This window comes from Microbulbifer guangxiensis (genome assembly GCF_021729075.1).
Classification (GTDB): domain Bacteria; phylum Pseudomonadota; class Gammaproteobacteria; order Pseudomonadales; family Cellvibrionaceae; genus Microbulbifer; species Microbulbifer guangxiensis.
In genome coordinates, this window is record NZ_JAJSAQ010000002.1 from 149,847 (window position 1) to 174,846 (window position 25,000).

Annotated in this window: 22 protein-coding genes; 9 read left to right on the plus strand and 13 right to left on the minus strand. The window is 58.9% G+C overall.

What is annotated here, in order from left to right:
• Positions 1-210 precede the first annotated feature (210 nt).
• Positions 211-1,098, minus strand: coding sequence for a dienelactone hydrolase family protein (locus LVD12_RS04870; protein WP_237066820.1), 888 nt, complete (start codon positions 1,096-1,098; stop codon positions 211-213).
• Positions 1,099-1,275: 177 nt separating this feature from the next.
• Between LVD12_RS04870 and LVD12_RS04875 the strand changes: the two genes are divergently transcribed.
• The 3 genes from LVD12_RS04875 (at position 1,276) to LVD12_RS04885 (ending at position 3,997) form a co-directional block, all read left to right on the plus strand.
• Entirely contained in the window at positions 1,276-2,742 is a 1,467-nt protein-coding gene (locus tag LVD12_RS04875; RefSeq protein ID WP_237066086.1) for an amidohydrolase, read from the plus strand.
• A gap of 13 nt (positions 2,743-2,755) precedes the next feature.
• Positions 2,756-3,232 carry a hypothetical protein gene (locus tag LVD12_RS04880; RefSeq protein ID WP_237066087.1) on the plus strand — a complete coding sequence of 159 codons (477 nt, stop codon included), beginning with the start codon at positions 2,756-2,758 and terminating at the stop codon, positions 3,230-3,232.
• A 150-nt stretch (positions 3,233-3,382) separates the two neighbouring features.
• Complete coding sequence (locus tag LVD12_RS04885) at positions 3,383-3,997, plus strand: SOUL family heme-binding protein (RefSeq protein ID WP_237066088.1); 615 nt, start codon at positions 3,383-3,385, stop codon at positions 3,995-3,997.
• 57 nt (positions 3,998-4,054) lie between these two features.
• Here the strand turns inward: LVD12_RS04885 and LVD12_RS04890 are convergent, their stop codons facing one another.
• Both LVD12_RS04890 and LVD12_RS04895 read right to left on the minus strand, forming a co-directional pair.
• Positions 4,055-4,969 (minus strand): hypothetical protein, encoded by a 915-nt coding sequence (locus LVD12_RS04890; protein ID WP_237066089.1) that lies wholly within the window; start codon positions 4,967-4,969, stop codon positions 4,055-4,057.
• Between the two features lie 310 nt (positions 4,970-5,279).
• Positions 5,280-5,948 carry a DNA-3-methyladenine glycosylase I gene (locus tag LVD12_RS04895; protein ID WP_237066090.1) on the minus strand — a complete coding sequence of 223 codons (669 nt, stop codon included), beginning with the start codon at positions 5,946-5,948 and terminating at the stop codon, positions 5,280-5,282.
• A 179-nt stretch (positions 5,949-6,127) separates the two neighbouring features.
• Here LVD12_RS04895 and LVD12_RS04900 point away from each other — a divergent pair, with 179 nt between their 5' ends.
• Both LVD12_RS04900 and LVD12_RS04905 read left to right on the plus strand, forming a co-directional pair.
• Positions 6,128-7,411: an acetyl-CoA C-acetyltransferase gene (locus LVD12_RS04900; protein ID WP_237066091.1), complete on the plus strand. Its 1,284-nt coding sequence runs from the start codon at positions 6,128-6,130 to the stop codon at positions 7,409-7,411.
• 22 nt (positions 7,412-7,433) lie between these two features.
• Positions 7,434-8,792 (plus strand): 3-oxoacyl-ACP reductase, encoded by a 1,359-nt coding sequence (locus tag LVD12_RS04905; RefSeq protein WP_237066092.1) that lies wholly within the window; start codon positions 7,434-7,436, stop codon positions 8,790-8,792.
• A 12-nt stretch (positions 8,793-8,804) separates the two neighbouring features.
• Here LVD12_RS04905 and LVD12_RS04910 read toward each other — a convergent pair whose 3' ends face one another.
• From LVD12_RS04910 to LVD12_RS04920, 3 genes are all read right to left on the minus strand, one after another.
• Positions 8,805-9,617, minus strand: a complete 813-nt coding sequence (locus tag LVD12_RS04910; protein WP_237066093.1) for a metallophosphoesterase — start codon at positions 9,615-9,617, stop codon at positions 8,805-8,807.
• A gap of 125 nt (positions 9,618-9,742) precedes the next feature.
• The gene (locus LVD12_RS04915) at positions 9,743-10,621 is read right to left on the minus strand and encodes a hypothetical protein (protein ID WP_237066094.1); all 879 of its coding nucleotides are present in this window, start codon (positions 10,619-10,621) and stop codon (positions 9,743-9,745) included.
• Between the two features lie 77 nt (positions 10,622-10,698).
• Positions 10,699-12,075, minus strand: a complete 1,377-nt coding sequence (locus LVD12_RS04920; protein WP_237066095.1) for an SLC13 family permease — start codon at positions 12,073-12,075, stop codon at positions 10,699-10,701.
• 258 nt (positions 12,076-12,333) lie between these two features.
• On the opposite strand from LVD12_RS04920, the gene LVD12_RS04925 reads away from it, so the two are divergent.
• The 4 genes from LVD12_RS04925 (at position 12,334) to rrtA (ending at position 15,928) form a co-directional block, all read left to right on the plus strand.
• On the plus strand, positions 12,334-12,960 hold the full coding sequence (locus LVD12_RS04925; protein WP_237066096.1) for an MliC family protein: 627 nt from the start codon (positions 12,334-12,336) through the stop codon (positions 12,958-12,960).
• Positions 12,961-13,079: 119 nt separating this feature from the next.
• Positions 13,080-14,426, plus strand: a complete 1,347-nt coding sequence (locus LVD12_RS04930; protein WP_237066097.1) for a Na+/H+ antiporter NhaC family protein — start codon at positions 13,080-13,082, stop codon at positions 14,424-14,426.
• A 102-nt stretch (positions 14,427-14,528) separates the two neighbouring features.
• Positions 14,529-15,182, plus strand: a complete 654-nt coding sequence (locus LVD12_RS04935; protein ID WP_237066098.1) for an SLATT domain-containing protein — start codon at positions 14,529-14,531, stop codon at positions 15,180-15,182.
• Positions 15,183-15,283: 101 nt separating this feature from the next.
• Positions 15,284-15,928: a rhombosortase gene (gene rrtA / locus LVD12_RS04940; RefSeq protein ID WP_237066100.1), complete on the plus strand. Its 645-nt coding sequence runs from the start codon at positions 15,284-15,286 to the stop codon at positions 15,926-15,928.
• Positions 15,929-15,963: 35 nt separating this feature from the next.
• Here the strand turns inward: rrtA and LVD12_RS04945 are convergent, their stop codons facing one another.
• From LVD12_RS04945 to LVD12_RS04975, 7 genes are all read right to left on the minus strand, one after another.
• Positions 15,964-19,929 carry a cadherin-like domain-containing protein gene (locus LVD12_RS04945; protein WP_237066102.1) on the minus strand — a complete coding sequence of 1,322 codons (3,966 nt, stop codon included), beginning with the start codon at positions 19,927-19,929 and terminating at the stop codon, positions 15,964-15,966.
• A 236-nt stretch (positions 19,930-20,165) separates the two neighbouring features.
• Positions 20,166-21,044, minus strand: coding sequence for an aldo/keto reductase (locus LVD12_RS04950; RefSeq protein WP_237066104.1), 879 nt, complete (start codon positions 21,042-21,044; stop codon positions 20,166-20,168).
• A gap of 88 nt (positions 21,045-21,132) precedes the next feature.
• Positions 21,133-22,566 carry an RtcB family protein gene (locus LVD12_RS04955; RefSeq protein WP_237066106.1) on the minus strand — a complete coding sequence of 478 codons (1,434 nt, stop codon included), beginning with the start codon at positions 22,564-22,566 and terminating at the stop codon, positions 21,133-21,135.
• A gap of 6 nt (positions 22,567-22,572) precedes the next feature.
• Positions 22,573-22,992, minus strand: coding sequence for an archease (locus LVD12_RS04960; RefSeq protein WP_237066108.1), 420 nt, complete (start codon positions 22,990-22,992; stop codon positions 22,573-22,575).
• Between the two features lie 178 nt (positions 22,993-23,170).
• Complete coding sequence (locus tag LVD12_RS04965) at positions 23,171-23,494, minus strand: TfoX/Sxy family protein (protein WP_237066110.1); 324 nt, start codon at positions 23,492-23,494, stop codon at positions 23,171-23,173.
• A gap of 25 nt (positions 23,495-23,519) precedes the next feature.
• Positions 23,520-23,870 carry an iron chaperone gene (locus LVD12_RS04970; RefSeq protein WP_237066112.1) on the minus strand — a complete coding sequence of 117 codons (351 nt, stop codon included), beginning with the start codon at positions 23,868-23,870 and terminating at the stop codon, positions 23,520-23,522.
• Between the two features lie 242 nt (positions 23,871-24,112).
• Positions 24,113-24,886 (minus strand): carbonic anhydrase family protein, encoded by a 774-nt coding sequence (locus LVD12_RS04975; protein WP_237066114.1) that lies wholly within the window; start codon positions 24,884-24,886, stop codon positions 24,113-24,115.
• Positions 24,887-25,000 lie beyond the last annotated feature (114 nt).

Consider the following 25,000-nt stretch of genomic DNA (forward strand, 5'->3'; position numbering starts at 1 on the left):
CTTTTTGAAACGGGCGATATGCTTATCTATCGCCCACAGTCGGCACCGATATTGCTCTGCAATTTACTATCGCCTGGCCTCACGAGCCATAACCAACTGATTTCCTGTAAAAAAATTGTGCCGGCGCAGAGGCGTCGGCTACTGGACCAATTCAGAAAATCGGCAACTGGGACTATTCAAGCACACTTCTGCTCTGGCCACTTGTTCTACTCAAACAAGATTTCGCTCAAACAGCACCAGCAATTCCCGCCAGGCGCGCTCCGCCTGCTTCGGGTTATGAGCCATGGAATCTGGAGGACACCAGCCGTGCAGGGTGTCTTCATAGACTTCAACTTCAGCGGGCACGCCGGCCTTATCAAATGCTTTGCGCAGTTCGACTTTCGCCTCGGGATCACGCTCGTCATCGTTTGCGGCAATCGCCACCAGGAATCCGGCCCGTATCTCGGGGATTAAACGGTGTGGACTATCGGGTTTATCGGTCACCAATCTGCCACCATGGAAGGAGGCGCCGGCGCCAATGCGCTCGGGCATATCCGCTGCCAGGCGGAAGGCATAGGAACCGGTCATGCAGTAGCCCATCACGCCGGCCGGCTTTGAGGAATCCACGGCAGGTTGCTGGTCGAGGAATTGGATAAACGCGCGACCGTCGGTGATGCACGTCTCAGGAGAGAGGGAGCCCGCCTGCTCGCGAGCCCTGGGCCAGATTGACTTGCGCAACTCCGGGCTTATCAGCTGAGCATCATCCGGCACCAACTGGTCCTTCATGGTGCGGTAATAGGGATTGACCACCAGCACTGCGTAACCGGATTCTGCCAGCCGCTTGCCCATTTGCCGGTAGGCCGGACGCAGACCAAAGATATCCGGCCACAGGATTACGGCGGGATGCCGGCCGCTCTGCGGATGGACGAAATAGCCATTGGCCTCACCATCCAGGGTCGGCACTGAGACAGTTGACTCCCTGACCGCCAGCGCCTGCGCTGGTGCCGGCAGCATGCTGGCCAGTGCCGCACCCAGGCCGAGCCTGCCGAAATCGCGGCGACTGATGCCGCGACTGAAAAAATATGCCTCGGCGTCCCTGCCGGTCAGTTCATCACACATGCTCACAGCCCTCTCTGGCGGATATGTTATCTTCCTCTTTAGTACGCAAAGGTGCCGGCCCCGGTTTAGTACCGTATTTGGTCGCACCACCAGCGGGTCGGCCAATAGCACAAAGGCACCCCCTTAATGTGTCAGCAAAACGCGAGAACCACAAATAACATAAAGACAGGAACTGCCATGATCCGAACCACTCTCGTCTCACTGGCCTCTGTGGCCCTGGCCGGGGTCATTTCCTCGGTCCACGCCTACGACAAATCCACCCTCAGTTCCGATGCCGACTGGGTCAGTGCCCAGTCCGAGCGTATCGCGCCGCAGGCCACGGGCCTCGCCGACAACCTGTGGAACTGGGCCGAAGTCGGCTACCAGGAAACTCGCAGCAGCGCGGCGATCCAGGATCACCTGAGGGAAGCGGGTTTCGAAATCGAGACTCGGGTCGCCGACATCCCCACCGCCTTTGTCGCCACCTACCGCCAGGGTCGTGGCGGCCCGGTGATCGGCTTGCTGGCGGAAATGGATGCCCTGCCGGGCGTCTCCCAGGAGGCAATCCCTGAACACAGTCCGATCGAAGGTCAGGTGGCCGGCCATGCCTGTGGTCATCACCTGTTCGGTGCCGGCTCCACCGCCGCGGCCATCATGTTGAGCCGCTGGCTCGAGGAAAGCGGCACCCCCGGTGAGATCCGCCTGTACGGCACCCCGGCGGAAGAGGGCGGCTCAGGCAAGGTGTATATGGTTCGCGAAGGTGCTTTCGAAGGCACTGACGTGGTGCTGCAGTGGCATCCGAGTGATCGCAACGCCGCCCTGCCCCGCTCCAGCCTGGCCAACCGCTCGGCCAAATTCCGCTTCAAGGGCGTGGCCAGCCATGCAGCGGCTGCCCCCGAGCGCGGCCGCTCGGCCCTCGATGGTGTCGAGGCCATGAACTTTATGGTGAATATGCTGCGTGAACACGTGCCGGACAGCACCCGCATCCACTACGTGATCACCAATGGCGGCGGCGCACCCAATGTGGTGCCGGCGGATGCCGAGGTGTTCTACTACGTGCGCGACAACACTGCCGCAGACCTGGAACCCATCTGGGAGCGCGTGGAACAGATTGCCAGAGCCGCAGCCCAGGGCACCGGCACCGGCGTTGAGTGGGAAGTGATCCATGGCAATCACAGCCTGCTGCCAAACCAGGTTCTGAACCGCCTGCTGGATGCCAGCATGCGCGAGTTTGGCGGTATCGAATACTCCCCTGCCGAACAGAAATTCGCCGAGAGTCTCGGAGGGCTGGCGCACCGCCCCAACCATGAACTCGGTGACCAGGCCAGGATCGCGGACTACAACCCGTCCGAGAAGCCCAGTTCCGGCTCTACCGATGTCGGTGATGTCAGCTGGAATGTGCCGACCGGGGGCTTCCGCGCCGCCACCTGGGTGCCCGGCACCTCGGCCCATACCTGGCAGGCAGTAGCCGCCGGCGGCACCAGCATCGGCCACAAAGGCATGCTGCTGGCGGCGGAAACATTGACTCTCGCTGGAATCCAGCTGTTGAGGGATCCGGCACTGGTGGCAAAGGCGCAGCAGGAGTTCGAGCAGAAGCGCGGTGATGACTTCAACTATGTGCCGCTGCTGGGTGACCGCGAGCCGCCACTGGATTACCGCAAATAAACCGAGGAACACCATGAAAGCTGTATTAAGCGTCTTTTTATTAAGCTTGCTCACCGCGTGCACCTCTACGGCACCAGTGGATGCCATCAAGCCCGATGACTCGCTTGCAACCACAGAACGCCGAAACAAAATGATCGGCACCTGGTTCGGAGACACTGTAACCAAAGACGGCGGCCGTAAAATGCACATTGTGCAGCGGCATCCCGATGGCACCCAACGCATTGACTTCAAACTGATCGGTGCTGATGGAACAGTGACCGAGCAATCGGAAATTGGTGTATGGGGAATTTCGGGCCCTATTTACTTTGTCGCCATTCGCGGCTTTATCGAGGGACAGCAGGTCTATCCGGCGGATACATCAAGCCCCTACCTTTATGATGCCTACGAGATTCTCGAGCTAACCCCGCAAGTCTTTCGCTACCGGCATATGGATAACGACAACGAATACATGATCAGCCGAGTAGAGGACGGGTTTTCCTTCCCCGAGTGACGGTGGAGGCTCAATGAGAACATAAGCCCTTCATCCCAAACCGGTTTGGCGTGACGCCAAACCGGCCTCACCTTCCCTTACCAGTACCACCTCATTAATCCAGCGCACCTATACTCGGCGTAACAATGGCGAAGCTGGAGCGCTAAAGTTATGCGATTTGCAATTGGGTTATTGTTATCACTGTTTGCGGGTTTTGCTATGGCGATTGAGGAGCCGGAATACACACTGATCGAGCAAGCCAAGCCATTCGAGCTGCGCAAATACAAGCCGAGGATTGTCGCCGAGGTTGTGGTAGGCGGCTCCATGGAGGAAGCCTCAGGTACAGGATTCCGGCTACTCGCCAACTATATCTTCGGTAACAACACCGCGCGATCCGGAGGCAGCGAGAAGATCGAGATGACGGCACCGGTGGCCATGGAACCCCGGTCAGAAAAGATCAGCATGACCGCTCCGGTCAGCATGGAGCAATCTTCAGGCAAGTGGCGGGTCACCTTTGTCATGCCCAGCCAGTACACCATGGATACGCTACCGCGGCCCAACAACCAGGCCGTGACTCTGCGTCAGATTCCCGAGAAAAGCTATGCGGTCATTCGTTTCTCGGGTTTCGCCGGAGAGAAAAAGGTGGCAGAAAAAACCGCCGAGTTAATGGACTGGATGGGCAGGCAAGGGCTCAACCCCACCGGGAACGCCGAGCTGGCCCGTTACAATCCCCCCTGGACCCTGCCCTTTCTGCGCAGGAACGAAATCATGGTCGAGTACAAATAGCACTGGCGCATCGAGGCCCAGGTGATAGGGCCCGCACACAAACCGGGCTGCTCTTGCTCAGCGGCTTTTATTCAGACCAGTGCGGCCGCACTTCACTGAATCATCCTGACAGGCGTATTCCTGCATCGCCAGCGCCAGGGCATCGAACAACGGCCCCGCCCATTGCCGGCCGGCATCGATCGAGCCGGCCTTTTCGACGATGTCGATGGCCCGGGAGACCTCCATGATGGTCACGGTAGGACCAAACTCCGCTGCCCGTTCGATCAGAGGGTGCCAGGCTGCGGACGAACCCTCCTCATCGGAGTGACCGCCACGGACCCGCGCCCCCCGGTTACCCAACTGTATCTGCTCATAAAATGGCGCGATACGGCGCTGGATGAGCGCCTCCCAGGCCTTGTTGCGGGGATTGGTCCCGGTGACCAGCATCTGCGCACCGGGCAGTGGGTTCTGGAGATTCGGGTTATGGGCATCTGCCGTGAGCAGGACGGTCTGGATATTGCGGTTGCCCTTGTGCAGACCGGCGATGAAGTGTTCAAAGGCCTGGTAGCCATCCAGGTTTTCGCCGTAGGCACTGATGGACGGCGTAAATACAACAAAACCCAACTGACACAGCCGCCTGGCCAGCTCTGCCTGCGTGATCAGGTTCCACTGTTGCCCGATCAACTGGCCATCCACCTGCGCCCCCGGCATCATCCCACCCGGCCTTGTGTACTGCATGGGCAGTACGGCAATCGGTCGGTCAGTCTCCACCCTGATGGCAGCGACATCGGCATGTGTCCAGTTGTCGCCGGTGTAATTGAACTGGACCCGATACGGACCTTTCCCCTTGGTATAGGTGAAACTTCTCTGCTCATCCACGATGCGGGTTGGCGGCAAGGGATCCCCACAGGCACTGTGATCGGAAAAAGCCATTGCGGAGAGAGAAGGGAGGAGACTGCACAGCAGCACGGGTAGGCAGTGTGACTTTTTCATAGAATCCCTGTCAGCTACGGGGTTGGGTGGGTACAGCTCAGGGGAAACAGAAAGTCTACCAGCAGTTGTGTCCCCGCCGGTAGATGGAATTGATCGCAGTGGCCGATGGGCAAGCTGGACCTTTTCGCTGGCAGCCCCGGCGCATTGGCTGTAGCGTGAGCACGATTCTGTCCACTGCCCTCTCTTTGCCGATTACCTTCAGGGACCCAACCGCCTGTTCCTTGAGTGGGCATTGGTTTGAAGGCCGGGCGACCTGCGGTAGTGATGGGAAAAGAAATTTCCGGCCGGTTCTCATCGCCGACCGGGGCCATCAGCCGACGGAATAGGCGAGGATCTGGCTGATTTCACTGAGGCTTCGGCCGGACTCCTGTCGCCACTGGTTCAGCGCCGACTGAACCGCAGCCAGGTCCCTCTGCGACGACGGTGACTTGAGCACGACACCCTCCCGCACCAGCGCCTGCACCATATCCGGCGAGAAGATCGGGGTATCCACCCCCATGCGCCGCAGGAACACCTGCGCCGTGCGGCCACCGAGGCGGGAGCCGCCTTTCTGCAGGGCGCGGAGGTTATCGACGTAGCTGGCCGCATCCCAGCCGGCGAAATAATGGCCCAGCCCATTGTGAGCCCGGGACAGCTCCAGGAAGAAGGTCGCGTTGTCCCGGATTGCCTTTGTCTTGGCCCAGTGGCGGATCATGCCGTCCTGCTTCATCACGTCTTCCAGCGCCTCATCCGGCATGAAGGCACAGTGATGCAGGTCGAAGCCGTGGAAGATCTCTTCGATACGCGGCCATTTATTCCGCACCACGGTCCAGTTGAACCCCGCCTGCATCACAGCACGGGATGCCTCGGACAGCCAGCGGCTGTCGGCGATTTTACGCAGGGCTGCGGCCGGCTCTGGTCTGGCCAGCTGGCTGTTCAAGGCCCTGCGGCTGCCAAAACGTTCGATTACCGGGGCCTCTATGTCATCGAATACGCGCATTTGTGATCCCTCTTCCCGTAACAAATCAAAGTCGATTATGCCGCAAAGTGGAGCCTGGGCACTGACCGCCTCCCCCTGAGCGAATCAGCCAGCCGCCCTGTCTCACTTTAACCTGCCCTGCGGCGCCCGCAGCCGATAACCTACGCTGAAACCAATCACAGCCAGACAAGGGACGCCCCATGCAGATCGGAGAACCCCGCCGCGTCGCGATCGTCGCCGCCAACCGCATTCCGTTTGCCCGCTCAAACACTGCGTATGCTGAGCTCAGCAACCAGACGATGCTGACCGATACCCTGCGCGGGCTCGTTGACCAGTGCGGCCTGAGGGGACAGAAGCTCGGCGAGGTGGCCGGCGGTGCGGTGCAGAAGCATGCCAGCGACTGGAATCTGGTGCGGGAATCGGTGCTGGGCTGCGGCCTGGATCCGCATACGCCGGCCTACGACATCCAGCAGGCCTGTGGCACCAGCCTGGAAGCCACCATCCTGGTGGCGAACAAGATCGCCCTGGGGCAGATCGACAGCGGCATTGCCTGTGGCACCGATACCACCTCGGACATCCCCATGGGTGCCAACCACGACCTGCGCCGCGCGCTGGTGAAGGTGAACGCCGCCCGCACCACCGGGGACCGGATCAAGGCCGCCCTCAAGCTGCTGAACCCCAAGCACCTGCTGCCGGAGATGCCCACCGGCGCTGAGCCCCGCACCGGCAAAACCATGGGCCAGCACGCCCAGATCACGGCGAAGAAATTCGGCATCAGCCGGGAAGCCCAGGATGCGCTGGCCCTGGCCAGCCACCAGAACCTGGCCCGGGCCTATGACGAGGGCTTCTTCGATGACCTGGTAATGCCCTACCACGGGCTGAAACGGGACAACAACCTGCGTGCAGATGCCACGCTAGAGAAAATGGCCAAACTGAAACCCGCGTTTGACCGCGACAGTGGCACCATTACCGCCGCCAATGCCACCCCGTTTACCGATGGCGCTTCCGCCGTGCTGCTGGCCAGTGAAGAATGGGCGAGGGAGCGCGGACTCCCCATCCTTGCCTATATCACTGCCGGTGAAGTGGCAGCGGTCGACTACGTGAACGGCAATGAGGGCCTGCTGATGGGCGGTGCCTACGCCATCCCGCGCATGCTGGCCAAGCGCGGGCTGACGCTGCAGGATTTCGATTACTACGAGATTCACGAGGCCTTCGCGGCAGTGGTGCTGTGCACGCTCGCCGCGCTGGAATCCGATGAATTCTGCCGCGACAGGCTCGGCCTCGAACAGGCCTTGGGCAACATCGATCGCAGCAAGCTGAATGTGAAAGGCAGCTCCATCGCCACCGGCCACCCGTTTGCCGCTACCGGGGGGCGTATCGTCGGCACCCTGGCAAAAATCCTCAATGAAAAGGGCTCCGGCCGCGGGCTGATTTCCGTCTGCGCTGCCGGCGGCCAGGCCGTGACGGCCATCCTGGAAAAATAACGACAGAAGATCAAAGAACTCCATGTCTGACCTGCTGCAAAACCTGAACAAAAATCCGCTGACTGGCTGGCTGACAAAAGCCCTGGGTCTGCCGAATCCGGTCATCCTTGCGCGTGAAAGCGGTCCATACCGGGCCCAGCCTTTCAAGGGCAAACGCGTGCTGCTGTTAGGTGCTGCCAGCGGTAACCTGGAAACTGTCCTGCGGCAGATACTCGAGGCTGCCGGTGCGGAGATCCACGATGCCGAACCGCAGTCCGGCGACGAACGTTTCGATATCCTGATACTGGACGCAACCGGGCTAGAGACCACTGCCGATTACAACAGCCTCTACGAGCGCCTGCATCCGGTAGCGCGTCGCATCGGCACCAATGGCCGCGTCTTGCTGCTCGCCCCTGTACCTTCAGAAGCAAAGAGTGTGGAAGCGGCCGGTGTGGCGCGTGGGCTGGAGGGCTTCAGCCGCTCCCTCGGCAAGGAGCTGGGCCCCAGGGGTACCACTGTCAACCTGGCCTACGTGGCGCACGATGCCGGCGAGCGCCTTGATATGGTGCTGCGCTTTTTCTGTGGACCGCAGACCGCCTATGTGTCTGGCCAGGCCATCACGGTAACCGCCCAGACCCGCGCCCCGGAGGTGCTGCCGCGGGAGCAACTGCTGGCTGGCAAGGTCGCCCTCGTCACCGGCGCCGCCCGTGGCATCGGCCTGGCGACCGCACAACGGCTGCGCCAGGAAGGCGCGGAGGTGATCTGCCTGGATATTACCGCCGCCTCGGAAGAGCTCGGGAGAGTAGCTCGGGAAATGGGAGCAACCCCACTGACACTGGATATCTCGGCCGGGGATGCGCCGCAAAAGCTGGTGCAGCTTGTCCGCGAACAGTTCGGCGGGCTGGATATTCTCGTGCACAATGCCGGCATTACCCGCGACAAGACGCTGGGCAAAATGCCGGAGCATTTCTGGCAGCAGGTCATGCAGGTCAACCTTGCGGCCATTATCGCCGCCGACGCGGCACTGCTGGAGGCGCAACTGATCCGCGATAGCGGGCGGCTGGTCTACTTATCATCGATGAGCGGCGTGGCGGGCAACTTCGGCCAGACGAACTACGCCACCACCAAGGCGGCCCTGATCGGCTATGTGGCGGCACTGGGGCCGAAGCTGGCCGAGCGCGGCATCTGCGCCAACGCCGTGGCACCCGGGTTTATCGAAACCGCCATGACCGATGCCATGCCCTTCTTTACCCGGGAGGCGGGCCGGCGGCTCAATTCCCTCAAGCAGGGCGGCCAGCCACGGGATGTGGCAGAACTGATCTGCTTCCTCGCCTCACCGGGCGCCAGCGGCATCAATGGCAACACCATCCGGGTCTGCGGCCAGGGGCTGATCGGCGCCTGACGACATATGACTTCAGGAGGCGTTGATGCAGATGATGCCCAGCGCTTCCCCCGGATCGCCGCGGTAGGTATCAAGGAAGTGGCAGCGGCCCGCCCGGATGGGCACCGGCACATAGGTATGTCCCATGCAGACACCAGCGACGCCCTCGATATCGAACGGCGCCAACTGGCTGACCGTCCCCTGCGCCACCCACTCGTCACTGCCCGGGGATTGCCAGTGCGCAACTATGCGCCGCTTGTTGGCTTCAGATTCCAGAAACTCACTGTAAAGGCGCAGCACCAGCGTCCGGTTCCAGAGCAGGTTCTGCGCGGCGTATTCGATGGCGTGACTGGTGAGCGGGGCACCGGCCTGCCAGTCGGCCGCCATCGCCTGTAGCTGTTTCGAAACCTCGTGCCAGCTGCTCTGCGGGACATTGGCGTGTACCAGGCCAACCGGCCCCCGGGACGTTTCGATCTCGATGGCCCAGGGCCAGGTTCGGGCCTGCTCGGCATAACGTTGCTGTCGTGTACGCGGCAGTCGATAAAACCACTCACCGCCATTGGACAGGTGCAGGCCCGCATCCTCAGGCTTTTCAAACCCGGCGATCATCATCGCTTCATGGTTGCCCAGCACACTGAAACAGCGCCGCTGGTCCACCAGTTCGAGCATGGCCTCACTCTCTTCCCCACGGTCTACCACATCACCGACACAGAAGAGCCGGTCACTGTTGCCGTCAAATTGCAGTAATTTCAGCTGATGCTGTAACTGGGAAAAATGGCCGTGGACATCACCGACGACAAAATCCCTGCCTGTGGTGTTGAGGCCTACCTTCAGAAGTGTGGACACCGGGCTGCCCCGCAATACCGCCAATACTTATGGCAAGCCTAGTTGCGGACAGAACCCGGCAGGAGGAAGCCAGCGCCCATACCGGATCCTCCCCCGAGAAACCCCGGCCGGGCGCCACTGTTGTTTTACTGCGGAATCTCCACCAGCAACCGCTCTTCCGGATGCTGCTGGCATAAAAACAGATAGCTCCCGGGTGTGTAATTCGCATCGAAATAGCCACTTTTTCCGGCACTGAGATGCCCCACACCACCGAGCATCGTCACAGGTGCCGGGGCCTGGACAGCGTCCATCCACGCAACAGCCTTTGCCTGGCTGTCGTTCTCATCCAACCTCGCCAGGTGTATATCGTGTAACGGGTCGGGGCTATCGGCATAGTGCACTTCCACCAGCTGCTCACCCCGGCTGATTTCTCCCTGCAACTCCAGCCCGTCCCGGCTGACGGTAAGCCGGACATCCGTTTCAGGTTCCTGCATACCAGAAGCCTGCGGCGTAACGCGGATATGGGCGCGCATCCCCATGATGAAATGCGATTTACCGTCCGCTGTCTTGATGTGACAGGTCAATTCGTAAAGGCCCGGCTGCAGGTAAACCGTGGTCTCCCCCACCTGTCCGGGAGAGATAAAGCCAACACCGCCGTGCATTTCAATCCGAGGCCACCATGCCGGCTCCATCGCTTCCCAGAGTTCCAGGGCTTTTTCTGATATGATTTCTCCACGGTGCATCCGCCGCTGGTCACTTGCGTAGGCATTATTGAGTTTGCGAATTTCAGCGAGGCTCACGGTTTCAGGGAGACGAGCCAGTGACATAACGTGGACCTCACTGCCCACGTTTTTCATGCGGAAGGTAGTCCAGCCAGAAGGGATCTCTGTCGGAGCGCCGAAGGCATAATCCACAGCCATCACATCGATGACATTTTCTGCCCGAGCCGCAGTCGGGTTGGCAAATACAACACCAGCAATGAAAAAGCTGGTGAGGCCCGCGATGACGCGAAGGCACATTTTCATAACCACTCCCTGGCAGTGTTTCGTTGTGAAAGGCGATCTCCACGCTACCGAAACATTACCGGGGCTACAAGGGCGCCCTACACGAGCAACAGCCAGCTCATCCCGGCAATAATCAGCGAAGCCAGCACGCTCAAGACAGCCCCCTCCCGCACCATATCCTGCATCCTGATCACACCGGTGCCATAGGCAATGGCATTGGGCGCGGTGGCCACTGGCAGCATGAAGGCGCAGCTGGCACACATAGCGGCGGGGATCATCAGCACCATGGGATCGAAACCGGCGGATTGCGCGGCAACCGCGAGGATTGGCATCAGTAATGTCGCAGTCGCGGTATTGCTGGTGATCTCGGTCAGGAAGGTCACCGAGAGGCACAGCAAGACCAGCATCAGCCACAGGGGCATGGCGGTGAGGAACGACAGCCCGTTGCCAAGCATGTCGCTGAGGCCGGAAGCGGCGAACCCCTTGGCGATGGCAATACCGCCGGCGAACAGCAGCAGCATGCCCCAGGGAATGTTTTCTGCGGTCTGCCAGTCCATCAGGCGACCGCCCTTGCCGTCGGGCACCAGGAACAGCAGCACCACCGCCCCGAGGGCCACGGTGCTGTCACCGGCACCGTCGATCCCCAGCCACCCGCTCCAGCCACCGAAGGGCTCTCCGCGGGTGACCCAGGCCAGGATGGCTATACCGAACACCGCCAGCGTTCGAACCTCTTCCGGGCGCCATTCGCCAACGGACGGCGGGACAATAGTCTTGTCGAGATGGACATTGCGGGTGAGCCAGAGGGCCATGATCGGCAGGGTCACCAGCACCACCGGCACGCCGATGAACAGCCACTGCAGGAAGCTGAAGCCGCGCCCGGTGACCTCCTCGTAAATGCCCATAAAGATGACGTTCGGCGGTGTGCCGATGGGGCTCCCTACCCCACCGAGGCTGGCGGCGTAGGCGATGCCCAGTACCAGGGCGACAGTGAGCTTGCGGTTTTCCACCCTCGACAGTATCGCCAGTGCAATGGGCAGCATCATCAGGGTAGTGGCGGTATTGGAAATCCACATACTGAGCAGGCCAGCCGCCAGCATAAAACCCAGCACCAGCCTCCGCCCACTGGACACCCCAACGAGGCGCAGCATGTAGAGTGCCAGCCGCTCATGGGCACCGCTCTTTTCCAGCGCCTTGGACAGCATAAAAGCGCCCATCAACAGCAGGATGACATGGCTGCCCAGCGAAGAAGCCACCAGTTTGTGATCGGCAACCCCGAACAGCGGCAGCAGCACAAACGGCACCAGTGAGGTCGCCGGAATCGGCAGGGCCTCGGTAATCCACCAGGTCACGGTCAGCAGGGTAATTGCGGCCGTCACTGCCGGCAGGTAGGGCATGCCTGTCCCGGTGAGCAGCCAGAAAAAAGCGGCAGCGAGCAGTGGTCCGATAACAATGAAGTGGTGCCGCGACAATGCCATTGATGATTCCCTTGTAGCCGTGTCACCGGCCTTCTTTTGGTTCTTTTTTTACCTGCCAGGTGCTGCAGATAGGATCGGTGCCCCGCACTGGCGCCGATGCCCGTGACAGGGGATCCCGGCCATGAAGAGCCCGATGGTGCCCAGCGCAACGCACATCATAAACAGATTTGCCGGGGACTGAAGAGCCACTGCTGTAAACCCCGGCGGCATTGGTGCAGCTATCCTGATCATAAGGAAGTCAGTGAGAGACCCGAATCCATGAGGACCAGCCCCACCCATCACCGCCTGCGCTGCCTGGCCGCATTGGCTGGCTTTATTGCCGCTGCGGGCGCCCTGGCCACCTCCGGAGCCGATCCGGCCTTCGACTGCAGCAAGGTGAAAGCAGGCGGTATCGAGGCCCTCATATGCCAGGACGAGCAATTGGCCCGCCTCGACCGAAAGATGGCAACGGTCTACGCCGCAGCCGGCAAAAAGGCTGCGAACGAGCGTCCTCCAGTGCTCAAGGCCGAGCAACGCGGCTGGATCAAGGGGCGCAACGAGTGCTGGAAGAGCGACGACAAGCGTGCCTGTATCGAGGAGAGCTATCGCCAGCGCATCGCCGAACTGCAGGCACGCTACCGCCTGGTGCCCTCGAGCGCGCCGATGGTATTCGCTTGTGATGGCAACCCGGCCAATGAACTGGTGGTGACCTATTTCGAGACAGATCCGCCCACCCTGATCGCCGAACGCGGGGATCGGGTCTCGCTGATGTATCGCCAGCCGGGGAACAACGGCATCAGGTACCAGGGCCGCAATGAGAGCCTGTGGAAAGAATCCGGTGGTGTGCGGTTGACCTGGGGCTTTGGTGCGGAAGAGGTCCGCTGCGAGCCGGCACCCGGACGGTAAAAGCACTCCGCACTTATAACCAGAATGCCGGCATCCCGACCGGAGAATTATTGGTCAATTTCCGGGCCGTCTTTATAATCGCCGGCCTTTTCTGCCCGCTGTTTGTCGAAGCTGTACCCATGACCAAACCTTCCGCGCTGGCCCTGCTGCCCCTCGCTGTATTCCTTACCCTGTTCGTCGGTAGTGGCCCCTGGTTCCAGGCCCAGGGTGTCGAGTTCGCTTTCTACCAGGTGTCCGCACCGGTCGCGATCCTGCCGGCCATCGCCCTGGCCATCTGGCTGGCCCGGGGATCATTGAACGAGCGCATCGAGACCTTTGTGCGCGGAGTTGGTAATCACACCATCGTCACCATGGTCCTGATCTACCTGCTCGCGGGTGGCTTTGCCAGCGTGGCCAAGGCGGTCGGCGGTGTGGATGCAACGGTAAACTCCGGCCTCAGCGTGATTCCGCCGGCGCTGGTGCTGCCGGGGCTGTTTGCCATTACCGCGTTTGTGGCCACCGCCATGGGCACTTCAATGGGCACCGTCGCCGCCATCGCACCGATCGCCGTGGGCGTGGCGGACGCCACCGACCTGCCACTGCTGTTGACCGTGGGCACTGTGGTGGGTGGGGCCATGTTCGGCGACAACCTGTCGATCATCTCAGACACCACCATTGCCGCCACCCGCACCCAGAACGTCGAGATGCGTGACAAGTTCCGCATGAACTTCCGCATCGCCCTGCCCGCGGCCCTGATGACAATGACCTGGCTCTATTTCCAGGGCACTACGGTGGCGGTGCCGACACCCGGCGATTACGAACTGTTGCGGGTCCTGCCCTACGTCGCCGTGTTGGCGATGGCGATCCTCGGCGTCAATGTGCTACTGGTGCTGTTCGCCGGCATCCTGCTGGCCGGCGCTGTCGGCCTGGGCCTCGAGCCCGGTTATACACTCGTGAACCTGTCGAAGGACATCTATGCCGGCTACACCAACATGCAGGAGATCCTCATCCTGTCCCTGCTGATCGGCGGCCTGGGCGCAATGATGAAATCCGGCGGCGGACTGGCCTGGCTCGCCCGGGCCATTGACTGGCTCAGCTGCCTCGGCGGCGACAGGAATCGCGGCCCACGCACCGGCGAGCTGAGCATCGGCCTCGCCGTATCCGCCACCAACGTGTGTGTGGCCAACAACACCGTCGCCATCCTGCTGAACGGTGAGCTGGCCAGGGACATCGCTGCCCGCTACGGTGTCGACCCGCGCCGCACTGCCAGCCTGCTGGATATCTTCTCCTGCGCCGTGCAGGGCCTGCTGCCGTGGGGTGCGCAAATACTTCTGGCTTCCTCGCTGGCCAAAGTCTCACCACTGGCGCTGGTGGGCAGCATCCAGTACTGCTGGCTGCTGGGGCTCGCGGCGCTGGTGTCGATTTTCCTGGGCTTGCCACGCCCAGGCGTTGCAAGGCAGCCGGAGAGCCTCACAGAGCTCACCTGACAAAATCGTCAGGAGCCAGGCCCATCCAATTCCAGCTGAAAAACCGCCATCGAGCAGGCACAATAGGCGCTTCCGCCTGTTACCAACGGACCCGGTCGAACGATGGCGATTTCTCGAACTGATCCCGCAAACATCGCAACCGCCCCAGTCGGAGGTATTATCCCCAACACGGTGGAAGTGCTGGACAAACTGCGCTGGAATGCGCATCTGTGCAAGCACAGCCACTTCCGGGCTTCCATGCGTGGCCGCAACCTGCATGTACTCTGCGGTGTGCCGATCGTGGTGATCAACCTCTTCCTGGGCTCCCTGTTTTTCTCCCTGATCAATACCGAACTGCCCGACTGGACCAAATGGGCGGGTGCCGCGCTGGCACTGCTCACCGCCCTGCTTGGTGGTATCCAGACCTTTTTCAATTTCAAGAGAAACTACGAGGGTCACCGCGAGGTGGGCAACGAGTACCTGGCGATTGCGCGGGAATGTGAGCGCCTGATCGCCCTCTACTTCGATGGCATTCTGGACCTGGAACACCTGTCGATGAAGATCGCCGAGCTGAACACCCGCTACAGTGAGATCAACCAGCAGGCCGAGGAATATATTGTATCGGACAGGGTATACCGCGAAGCCCTACGAGTGCAGAATCAGAAAGCGGAACGGGAGCCTTCCCTGGTACAACTTGCCAGGCGCGGGACATTGAACTCCAGCCCTGACTTAGGCTCCATAGCACTGGAATCGAGAACCACTGATACAATGCCCTAGCTCTTCATTTATCGGCCCATTACGGCTGGTGAACCGAAGAGGCGCCAACAAAAAGGTAGAGGGTACCTCTCCATATAAAGTAACAGTGAGACTCAAAGCTCATGCCGCATAAAGCAAGAAACGCTATCAGAATTGGGACTGGACCAGTACTACTGATCAGCCTCATATGCCTGATACACTTCTTCTCAAGAGAGCTGGAACCGTTACTGCGCTATGATCGTTTTCAGATTCTTTCCGGACAATATTGGCGGATTCTCACTGCACATTTCGCTCATATAAATCTTCATCACCTGCTGCTAAACCTCTCCGGCTTCCTCATCTACTGGGCCCTCTTCCCCGCCCAGCAGACGATTCATCGCCTGCTGTTGGAAAGCGTTGCTTTAGCCTCAATGTGCGGAATAGCGCTCCTGCTATTTGAGCCACAAATCGATTGGTATGTAGGATTTTCTGGTGTGCTTCACGCCCTTGTCGCCCTGGGAGCAACGCGAGATCTCACGGAGCGGAGTGAGCGATGGCGGGGAGCTTTCATTTTGGCCCTGATTTCCCTCAAGGTTTATTCGGAAACATTCGGCACTAAAGATTCACTGACAGAAAGCTGGGTTGGCGCAGAAGTCATCACTGAGGCCCACTTTTGGGGGCTCATTTGCGGTGGCCTTGCCGGAGCATTTATGTCATCTGGTGCAAAACTGGGGATTCTGCTCCTGCGAGCGATGCGCCCCATTAATCGCCGGGTCAAAAATCAGTAAAAATGCCAACTGCAGTAACAAAGGGTCAAGGTTAATCAACAGTGATTAACCGTCAACATAGCGCCCTTGGCGCATCGGCCTTCCCTAAAACCTGGTGAGTAAACTTTCCACCGAATAGCAACAAGCAGCAATAAGAAAAGCCATCCGGCCGCACCGCCGCCACCGGAGGACGAAGACCCAGTGCCTTTCCCACCTCCAGAGGACGAGGATCCAGTGCCCACCCCACCACTCCCGGAAGCATCAGATTCATCATTATCATTTATGATTATTTTGATGGTATCTGATTCAAGAACTTTGAAATCAGGCTGAGCTCCTGCCAAACCGACAACAACCTCCTCTTTCCCCTCCTGTAACGTATCTTCTAGAATTTCAATTGTCATCACAGCAGAGATTTCACCAGGTGGAAAAGTGAGTAGCGATGACTTGAATAGATAGTCACTTTCTGCACTGGCATTCCCACCGAGAGAGATCGGAACGGCTTCGAAATACTCAAACTCACTCCCCAGCCTGTAAACGACAAGGTCAAATTGGCCCACGCCCTCAGAAATGGTTAGAGACGACTTTGCAATTTTAAAACTGGCAGTCGGGTTAACCGTGGCAAGAAACCAATAGTCATCCTCCCCCTCGACGTCTCCGTTCTGGCTGTCATCAGCAGAGAAATACAGGGGAGCCCCATTGTAGGTTACTTGCAGGTCACCATTTTCACGTGTCGCTGAACCAAGACCAGGAAGACCCGATTCCGCGACAAAGCCACTTATTTCGGCAAGGTCCTCAACCAGAAGCGGCCAACGATCCCCAAGACAATCGAAGTTACAACCGGGACTTCCCCGGCCAAAATCCCCATTCCAGACATACAGGCTCTGGCCCGGTAAAAATGAAGACTCGCCACCAGCCAGATACTGGCCATGGCTAGCAATGTGGCGCGTACTGACCGGAAAACCATAGCAGGCATCCCCCCGGCCATCGCCATTGGCATCGGCCTGCTCTGGGTTGTACTTGGCCGGACAATTATCCAGATCGTTATCTACACCATCATGATCAACATCAGGTATTAGGTGAGCACGTGCAGGGGTGAGAATGGCCGAAAGGTGCGTATGCTCACTGCTCGCCAGGCTTTTATTGCCAACACCTCGCTCGGAAAAGTCGCTCCATAGTGCAAATGCAAGAGTATCGATCCCCGGCTGCCTAGTGTCCTGTAACTTTTCAATTTCGGCCGCCGGGATGGCTATATCCACATACAACTTCGTAAAACCATCCGGTATATAGTTCACGTGATCAAAAATATTGATGGAGGCCACTGAACGGTTTCCTACCCAAGTATTCATAATGGGAAACTTTGAGGCCATTTCCATGTTCACCTCAATTTCCATCCTGGCAATATAACTGCCGCCAGAAGGCACCAGAATTTCGTCACCCTGCAGAATATCAATCAGCCTGGTGTCGAGATTCGGCAGCGGATAACCACCTCGATCACCTCCTGGAAGCGCTGGAATCACCAAGGGGTAAAAGGCGTAATTGGCACGGCCGGAATCGTCATTGAAGAAGAAAACAACATTGGCAGCATACTCCTGCTCCTTCTGGAAACTAAATAGTTGCGCTCCTTCGATGTAAAGCCCATTGGATTCTCCCCAGGGTGGGAAGGATTCAGCCCAACGCCCTCGACCCAGAACGGACGCCCCCAAGTGAGGAATTACCTGGGCCTTTTCCGAACTAAATCGTGACTCATCAATCCATATCTCCCCAAAATCATCCATGACGACAACGGCACCGAGTGAAGCCTCCAGCTCATGGCCAGGCAAAAGCTCTGAGGGAGTAATCTTGAACTTGCGCACATCCAACGCCATCTCAGGCAGTGCTGTGTCACCGTTGGGTGCCGGATTGAAATTGAAAGTCTCAACTTTGACATAGGAAACACTGAATTGAGCCCGATAAGGTTGATCAGGCATATTCATCGGGTGAACATGAACGCTAATGAGATTCTCACCATCAAAGAATCCTGTGGTGTCCACCACGAAATTTCTCTGCCATATTTCCTCATCAACCATATGCCCATGCTCCTCGGTGTGGAGCACACGAAAATTCTGATAAAACTGGGCATGCTGGCCGACTTTATCCAGCACGGTGACCCGCCCGCGGATCTGACCCGAAACCACTGAACCAGATTCCAGCGGTTTGCCCTCCTGATCGAAAAGCTCAAGGAGGATGCTCGGATCAGAATAGTAGATGGTGAAACTATCCTCGATTACCTGCCCGGCAGAATTTCCCCTGACGGTCAACTGTGCTTCGCCGGGAAAATCCGGCACTTTTATCGTCAGTTTGCCACCCTCTGCGCTCGCCTTCAGGCGACCATCATTGCGGTTGTACTCCAGCGCAAAACGTATCTCTGTGTCGTCATCGTCGGGATCTGTAAAGTATTCCAGCAGGTCAATGACCACCTCCTGACCCTGGTCAAGATATAGGTCTGAAAGAGGTTTGATGAGAACGGGCTGTTGATCATTTACTCTTTGCCGGGGAGCCAGCGACCAGGCAGTTACCTCACCCTCGGTTGCGGTATACAGAACCCCATCTGCGATCGCGATATGCCCGCCGGCATCGAGACTGTGGGTATGGGACAGGGTAAAACGGTCAAACAGCTCGACCTGGGTGGCAGAGGCAACAGCCAGCATATTGTCAGTAAGGGCCACCCATAAAGCGGTGTGATCAGTCTCCAGGCTGGCCAGTTGCCGGCCAGAATGCGCCTCCAAGACCAATACGTTGCCGGCCTCCACCACATAGAGCAGCCCATCAGATACCACCGGCAACCCGGCATTGCTGACAGGCAGGCTCCATCTCTGCGTAAAATCGTCCAGGCCCACTGCGACCAACTGGCGGTAGTCCTGCATAAACGCAAGACCCTGGTCGATAACAGGAATAGCAAACTGCCTTCCGTGAGTACGGAATCCGAGTTCCAGTTCCCGTAACATCGTGCCATCGACCGGCTCATACTCCCTGAACCGATTGCCAATCAGTGCGAAGAGCCGGCCCTCAAAGAATGAGGGTGCCCAGTTGTCATTGTCGATCTCCGGCCCCGGATCAGCGAACAACTGCTCACCAGTGACCTGGTCATAGCCCCAGACACCGTGACTTCGGGTACTACCGGCCATGGTCCACAAGTGATTGCCTGCGATCGCAGGTGCCCGAAAAGTGTGATTTCCCGCCGGCAGATCATTACTCCAGATTGTTTCACCGGTCTTACTGTCTAGCGCCCATAGTTGAGAATCAGATTCATAGTCCGATACGTAGCCATCGCGGGAAGCGAAAAGCCGGCCATTACTGTAACTGCCCTGGCTAACAGAGTACGAATCATCGAAACGCTTCTTCCAGATCTGATTGCCACTTCGCGCAGCCAGGGAAATAATGAAATGCTCCGGATAACCTGATCTTCCTGAACTTGCAAACACCTGTCCATCCGCCACGACCGGCTGCTCCAACCAGGTAGCGCCAATGGAAACACGACTGCGCCAGAGGAGTGCTGGTGGCTCATCACTGACAAAACCCGGCATGTACCCGGTACGTGCGCTATTTGCGCCGAGAGTAAACCAGTCCCCCGGTACTCCCGGCGCCAGCTGTGGTTGAACTTGAAGGAACACCAACGCTTCGGCAGATTCCTCCCCTGCGGCTATAACGGTGTAACGAAAGCTGTCATTGCCATGGTATCCAGGAACAGGCTGGTAACGCAGGGATCCATCTGCGGCCAGCTCGATGGTGCCGTGGGCCGGATTACTGGTGATTCTGGAGACACGAAGACTATCCCCATCGGCATCCCGGTCATTGGCCAGCAGGCCCTCATCCGAAAGTACTGTCAGGACGGAATCCTGGGAGAGGCGATAGGCATCAAACCCGGCCTCAGGTATGTCGGCTTGACTGGGCCCAGAGAACAACAAGAAAGAAAGCCCCAGAAAGAGTAAGAGTGAAAGGCTAAACCCCTCCCGTGCGCACCGCGGGTACAGTTCTATAGGCATAATAATTATTGTTGCTTTTGAAAGGGTGTTTTCTGACAGGCAATCCTGCTGACGACTGGCCTAGCTTGGAGGAGCCTCACAAAGGCAAACCAGGCAGGCAAGACTTCAAATAATCATATTTTTTTTACTTTCACAACGATCAAAAGACCAATCAGTCGAATACAGCGCCATTCCTTGCAGTTCCCAGACGAGAGGAAGGCAACACTGTGACAAAAGAGCGTCCCGAGGCGAGGCGCTCAATCCGGTACTTGTATTTTAATATTTGAATCGTGGGCAGTATCCGGATCGGCGCCAAAGCGGTGGTCGCGGTTCAGGGCGTTGATCGACTGGATCTCCTCATCGGTCAGCTCGAAATCCCACAGGGAGAAATTGGCGGTGATATGTTGCAGTTTTTCCGCTTTGGGAATGACTATCCGGCCCTGCTGCACATCCCACTTGAGAATGACCTGACCGGCACTCACTCCGTATTTGTCTGCCAGTGCAACGATCACCGGATCGACGATGGGCTTGTCTTTCTTCTCCACACCACTCCAGCTGCCGGACCCCAGGGGAGACCAGCAGGAAACTGCAATCTTGTGAAACTGGCAGTAATCCTTCAGTGCCTGCTGGATCAGGTAAGGGTGTAGTTCCAGCTGGTTATAGGCAGGTTTGATGCGGGCAAAGGTGGCCAGTTGCTCGATATCGGATTTGCGGAAGTTTGACAGGCCCAGTGCCCGGACTTTCTTTTCATCACAGAGAGACTCCATCGCCTCCCAGGTTTCTCGCGTATAGGCCGGAACCGGCCAGTGAACGAGATAGAGATCCAGGTATTCCAGTTGCAACCGTTCCAGGCTGCGTGCAAAAGCATCTCTGGTACCAGGCCCCTGCTCGGTGTCCCACACCTTGCTGACAATGAACAGTTCATGGCGCGGAATACCGGACTGCAGGATCGCCCGCCCCAGGGCGCGCTCATTGCCATAGACGGACGCCGTATCGAAGTGTCGGTAGCCAACGGCCATGGCCTTGAGGATGGTGTCAGTGACAAAGCTGTCATCCTGCTGCCACTCGCCGATGGCGGCCGTACCGAAACCAATCTGGGGAATTTCAACGCCGTTATTCAATGTCAGGGTGGTCATGACTACGTCCGTCTTCCTATTGCCCAAAAAGGTTAGTAGGGGTTGAGCTGTCTCACAGTGTAGTGGCCAGTACCTGGCCCAGGGACCATCAGCCCTTGATACAGACCAGGGGTTCCACCCGTGCCACTTTACGCGCCAGCCCCGCGGACTCAGCCGCGTCCACCACGGCGCGGACATCCTTGTAGGCTCCAGGTGCTTCCTCCGCTATGCCACGCATCGATGGACTGCGGATGACGATACCCCGCGCGCCCAGCTCATCCACCACCGAGCGCCCTCTCCACAGTTTGGTGGCCCGGTGCCGGCTCATGGCGCGACCGGCACCGTGGCAGGCGGAGTTGAAGGACAGCGCCTCGCCGCTACTGGCGCCTGCCAGGATGTGGGATTCTGTCCCCATGGAGCCACCGATCAGCACCGGCTGCCCTACCGACCGCAGGGACTCGGGGATATCCGGGTGACCGGGCCCAAATGCGCGGGTAGCCCCCTTGCGATGCACGTACAGTTTTCGTTTGCGGCCTGCGACAGTGTGGGTCTCCAGTTTGCAGGTGTTGTGGGACACATCGAACAGCAGCGTCAGGTCCGCAGCGGGCAGCACGTCAGCAAAGACCTGCCGGGTCAGGTGGGTGATGATCTGCCGGTTGGCGAGGGCACAGTTGATTGCGGCGCGCATGGCCCCGAGGTAGGCCTGCCCCAGTTCAGAATGGATTGGTGCGCAGGCGAGCTCGCGATCCGGCAGCTCAATGTGATGACTGCTGGCGGCGAGCACCATGTATTTCAGGAACTCGGTGCCGATCTGGTGACCCAGACCACGGGAACCACAGTGGATAAACACCACCGCGTCGTTTTCCTTCAGGCCGAAGGCGGTGGCGATCTTTGGATCGTAGATTTCCGCTACGCGCTGTACTTCCAGGTAATGATTGCCGGAGCCCAGGGTGCCCATTTCATCCTGTTGACGCCGGCGGGCCTGCGCGGAGATCTCCTCCGGGTCCGCACCGCGCATACAACCGCGCTCCTCGATATGGTCCAGGTCAGCGGGTTCACCGTAGCCCTGCTCCACAGCCCAGCGGGCTCCACCCAGCAGCATGGCGTTCATGCCTTTATCGTTAAGGTGAATGCGCCCGGTGCTGCCGACGCCCACGGGCACCTGCTGGTACAGGGCATTGGCAAGCTCCGTCTTGCGGGACTCGATGTCGTCGGCAGTCAGGCCGGTGCGCAGGGCGCGAACGCCGCAGGAAATATCAAAGCCCACGCCACCCGCGGAAACCACCCCGCCCTCATCGGCATCGAAGGCTGCCACACCGCCGATGGGGAAGCCATAGCCCCAGTGTGCGTCCGGCATGGCATACGCTGCCTGCACGATGCCCGGCAACGTCGCTACGTTACAGAGCTGCTCGAACACCTTGTCGTCCATAGCCCCGATCAGCTGTTCATCGGCGTAAACGATGCCGGGCACGCGCATCTTTCCGAACGGATCGATACGCCAGCTGAACTCTGACTGTCGCTGCAGGGGATAATTTCTCGCCATCGCACTTCACACATCGACGACACACTGGGCGAGCCAACTGCCGTCGTCCCTCTGATTGACCCGCAGTGCGGTATAGGTGGCACCTTTCACTTCCACGGTGGGCCGGTGCCGCACACGATCCACCGCCTCGCCCCAGGCAGTGGCCGACAAGCTGTCATTGTCGATCGTTACCTCGAAGCGGGAGAACAGCATATTGTGACAGGCCATTTCATAGACCAGGGCATTCAGCCAGTCCGCCAGCAGGAGCTCCCTGTCGGGGCATTCACAGCGAATGGATACCGGCTTTGCCGGCTGCACTCTGGCGGGATCGGCGATAATGGCGGTCATGGCCAACGCGGCCTGCTCGAATGCCTGCGCCAGAGAATCACCAACACCGCGCACCCCCATGTCGGCCTCATGGCTGAAATGCTCCCAGTGGGCCTGCAACCTGCAGCTCCTCGTCTCGGTTTGGGTAAGCATAGCCAAGGGGTACATAAGCCCAGGCGGGCATGTGATGGCGATAAATGAAGCTCTGGCTAGCAGAGCTTTGTCGTGTGCAGCAAGCTACGGGCGACGATGGTGATCGTCCCGGGGTCTATTGGTTGGCCGATGCTAGCGGGAGGGATTACTTGGGAGGCAGGGAACCGGCGAAGTCGACCCCGCGACTGACCCATTCATCCAGATCTGCAGCGATGGCATCTTCCTCCACATAGACCATGCCTTTCAGTGGGCGGCCGGTGTAATCCATCGGACGGGTGTAACGCTCGCCCAGGGCGTCCTGGTAGTTGTCGGGCCCCACGCGGACCATGAGCTCTTCGCCCACGACACCGCAGGCCATATTGCCATTCAACATGAAAGCGAGACCGCCGAACATCTGCTTTTCCGTGAGTCCGTCGTTTTCCTGTAGCAGCTCACGTACCTTTTCTACCAGTTCTTCGTTGTAAGCCATAGCAACCTCCTTTGATTGGTTCTTGCTAGTGGTCCTTGCTGAAAGCGGAAAGCAGCACTGGCTCCAGCGCTGCCCAGTCAATGTCATCACCATCACGGAAATTCAGGCAACCCTTGCCGCATTTCACATCGGGATGGCGATCGATATAGGGTTGGATATGGTGCCGGTCACAGGTATACAGGGAGACATGGTGCCTCTGGCTGGCGACGGACACCCAACCTTTACCGTGGTGGTAAGTGGGCATCCGGTACTGCAGCGAGACCTGCGCGTCGGGATACTGCGTGAGAATAAAGTGATGCAAGGCCTCCACACGCTCACGGCGCAGCGGCGCCAGGGAGCAGGTGTAATCGTCGATGAGTTCTTTGACTTGCACCATGCGCTAAATTTTATTGTCAGCCCATCTTTTAGTGTAGCAGGAAATCCGGGATTTGCAGCTCTGAATAGAACACTGTTGCGTCGAGCAGTCAGGGAAAGCAGGCCTGGGCAATCCGGATCACTCCGGCATTGCCCTTGAGCTCATATGAAGCGAATCTGAGGCCGTTGTGGGCCAGCTCAGCGGTAGAGAAAAAACGCGCGGCAGGTGCCGCGCCAATGCCCGAAAAATTTCAGTGCGGCGTTTCAGGCCAGCATTTCGAGGCGACCGTCATTGAGGTGATAGAGCGAACCGACGATCTTGATCTTGCCCTCTTTCTCGAGTCCGGACAGTACCTGGCTGCGGCGGCGAATCTCGTCCATGGTACGCCGTACATTGGTCACCACGACCCGGTCCACAAACTCGGGATTCTCACTGCTCCGCTCGCCCTCGTACTCCGTCGCCTTGATGGCAGGCTCAATGTGATCGAGCAGTCCCGTCAGGTTGCCCATTTCAACGCCGTCGATGGCCCCTTTCACCGCTCCACAGGCGGTATGCCCCATCACCAGAACCACCTTGGAGCCGGCCGCAGCGCAGGCAAATTCCAGGCTGCCGAGAATGTCGTCACTGCAGATATTGCCGGCGACGCGGGCATTGAATACATCACCAATCCCCTGATCCAGCAGGATCTCCGCCGGTGTGCGCGAATCGATACAACTCAGGATTGCCGCCGCCGGATACTGCCCTGAAACACTGGAACGTTTCTGTGCCAGGTAATCCTGCTCTTCCATCTTGCCGGTACGAAAGCGCTTGTTGCCCTCCTGCAGCATCCGGATGACCTCGTCCGGGGTCAGCTTGTCGCGCTCCTCCTTGCTCAGGGCCTGCGCAAAGCTGATCCCGGGCACACCGGCCAGCCCTGCCCCCCCGATAATGCCAAGTGCACTAGCACCGAGGGCCCCCTTTAGCCATTGCCGGCGGGAGCAGCATGTATCAGCGTTTTCCGTCACCGCACTGACCGGTTTCACTTTGTTGTCGCTCATCATTGCCTCACAGTCCTGATCAATACCTCCATCAAGATACGTGTAAGCAGTTCAGACAGCTTCGCGGTGCTGGATATTTTGTCGGCAAAACCAACGCGACGTTGATTGGCAAGG

Excerpts from the sequence above, each read along its gene's own strand:
- LVD12_RS04875 (WP_237066086.1), top strand. The coding sequence starts at position 1,276 with ATGATCCGAACCACTCTCGTCTCACTGGCCTCTGTGGCCCTGGCCGGG.
- LVD12_RS04915 (WP_237066094.1), bottom strand. The coding sequence starts at position 10,621 with ATGAAAATGTGCCTTCGCGTCATCGCGGGCCTCACCAGCTTTTTCATT.
- LVD12_RS04970 (WP_237066112.1), bottom strand. The coding sequence starts at position 23,870 with ATGGTGCAAGTCAAAGAACTCATCGACGATTACACCTGCTCCCTGGCG.
- LVD12_RS04920 (WP_237066095.1), bottom strand. The coding sequence starts at position 12,075 with ATGGCATTGTCGCGGCACCACTTCATTGTTATCGGACCACTGCTCGCT.
- LVD12_RS04965 (WP_237066110.1), bottom strand. The coding sequence starts at position 23,494 with ATGGCTTACAACGAAGAACTGGTAGAAAAGGTACGTGAGCTGCTACAG.
- LVD12_RS04890 (WP_237066089.1), bottom strand. The coding sequence starts at position 4,969 with ATGAAAAAGTCACACTGCCTACCCGTGCTGCTGTGCAGTCTCCTCCCT.
- LVD12_RS04925 (WP_237066096.1), top strand. The coding sequence starts at position 12,334 with ATGAGGACCAGCCCCACCCATCACCGCCTGCGCTGCCTGGCCGCATTG.
- LVD12_RS04950 (WP_237066104.1), bottom strand. The coding sequence starts at position 21,044 with ATGACCACCCTGACATTGAATAACGGCGTTGAAATTCCCCAGATTGGT.
- LVD12_RS04895 (WP_237066090.1), bottom strand. The coding sequence starts at position 5,948 with ATGCGCGTATTCGATGACATAGAGGCCCCGGTAATCGAACGTTTTGGC.
- LVD12_RS04905 (WP_237066092.1), top strand. The coding sequence starts at position 7,434 with ATGTCTGACCTGCTGCAAAACCTGAACAAAAATCCGCTGACTGGCTGG.
- LVD12_RS04955 (WP_237066106.1), bottom strand. The coding sequence starts at position 22,566 with ATGGCGAGAAATTATCCCCTGCAGCGACAGTCAGAGTTCAGCTGGCGT.
- LVD12_RS04935 (WP_237066098.1), top strand. The coding sequence starts at position 14,529 with ATGGCGATTTCTCGAACTGATCCCGCAAACATCGCAACCGCCCCAGTC.
- LVD12_RS04975 (WP_237066114.1), bottom strand. The coding sequence starts at position 24,886 with ATGAGCGACAACAAAGTGAAACCGGTCAGTGCGGTGACGGAAAACGCT.
- LVD12_RS04945 (WP_237066102.1), bottom strand. The coding sequence starts at position 19,929 with ATGCCTATAGAACTGTACCCGCGGTGCGCACGGGAGGGGTTTAGCCTT.
- rrtA (WP_237066100.1), top strand. The coding sequence starts at position 15,284 with ATGCCGCATAAAGCAAGAAACGCTATCAGAATTGGGACTGGACCAGTA.
- LVD12_RS04870 (WP_237066820.1), bottom strand. The coding sequence starts at position 1,098 with ATGTGTGATGAACTGACCGGCAGGGACGCCGAGGCATATTTTTTCAGT.
- LVD12_RS04930 (WP_237066097.1), top strand. The coding sequence starts at position 13,080 with ATGACCAAACCTTCCGCGCTGGCCCTGCTGCCCCTCGCTGTATTCCTT.
- LVD12_RS04880 (WP_237066087.1), top strand. The coding sequence starts at position 2,756 with ATGAAAGCTGTATTAAGCGTCTTTTTATTAAGCTTGCTCACCGCGTGC.
- LVD12_RS04900 (WP_237066091.1), top strand. The coding sequence starts at position 6,128 with ATGCAGATCGGAGAACCCCGCCGCGTCGCGATCGTCGCCGCCAACCGC.
- LVD12_RS04885 (WP_237066088.1), top strand. The coding sequence starts at position 3,383 with ATGCGATTTGCAATTGGGTTATTGTTATCACTGTTTGCGGGTTTTGCT.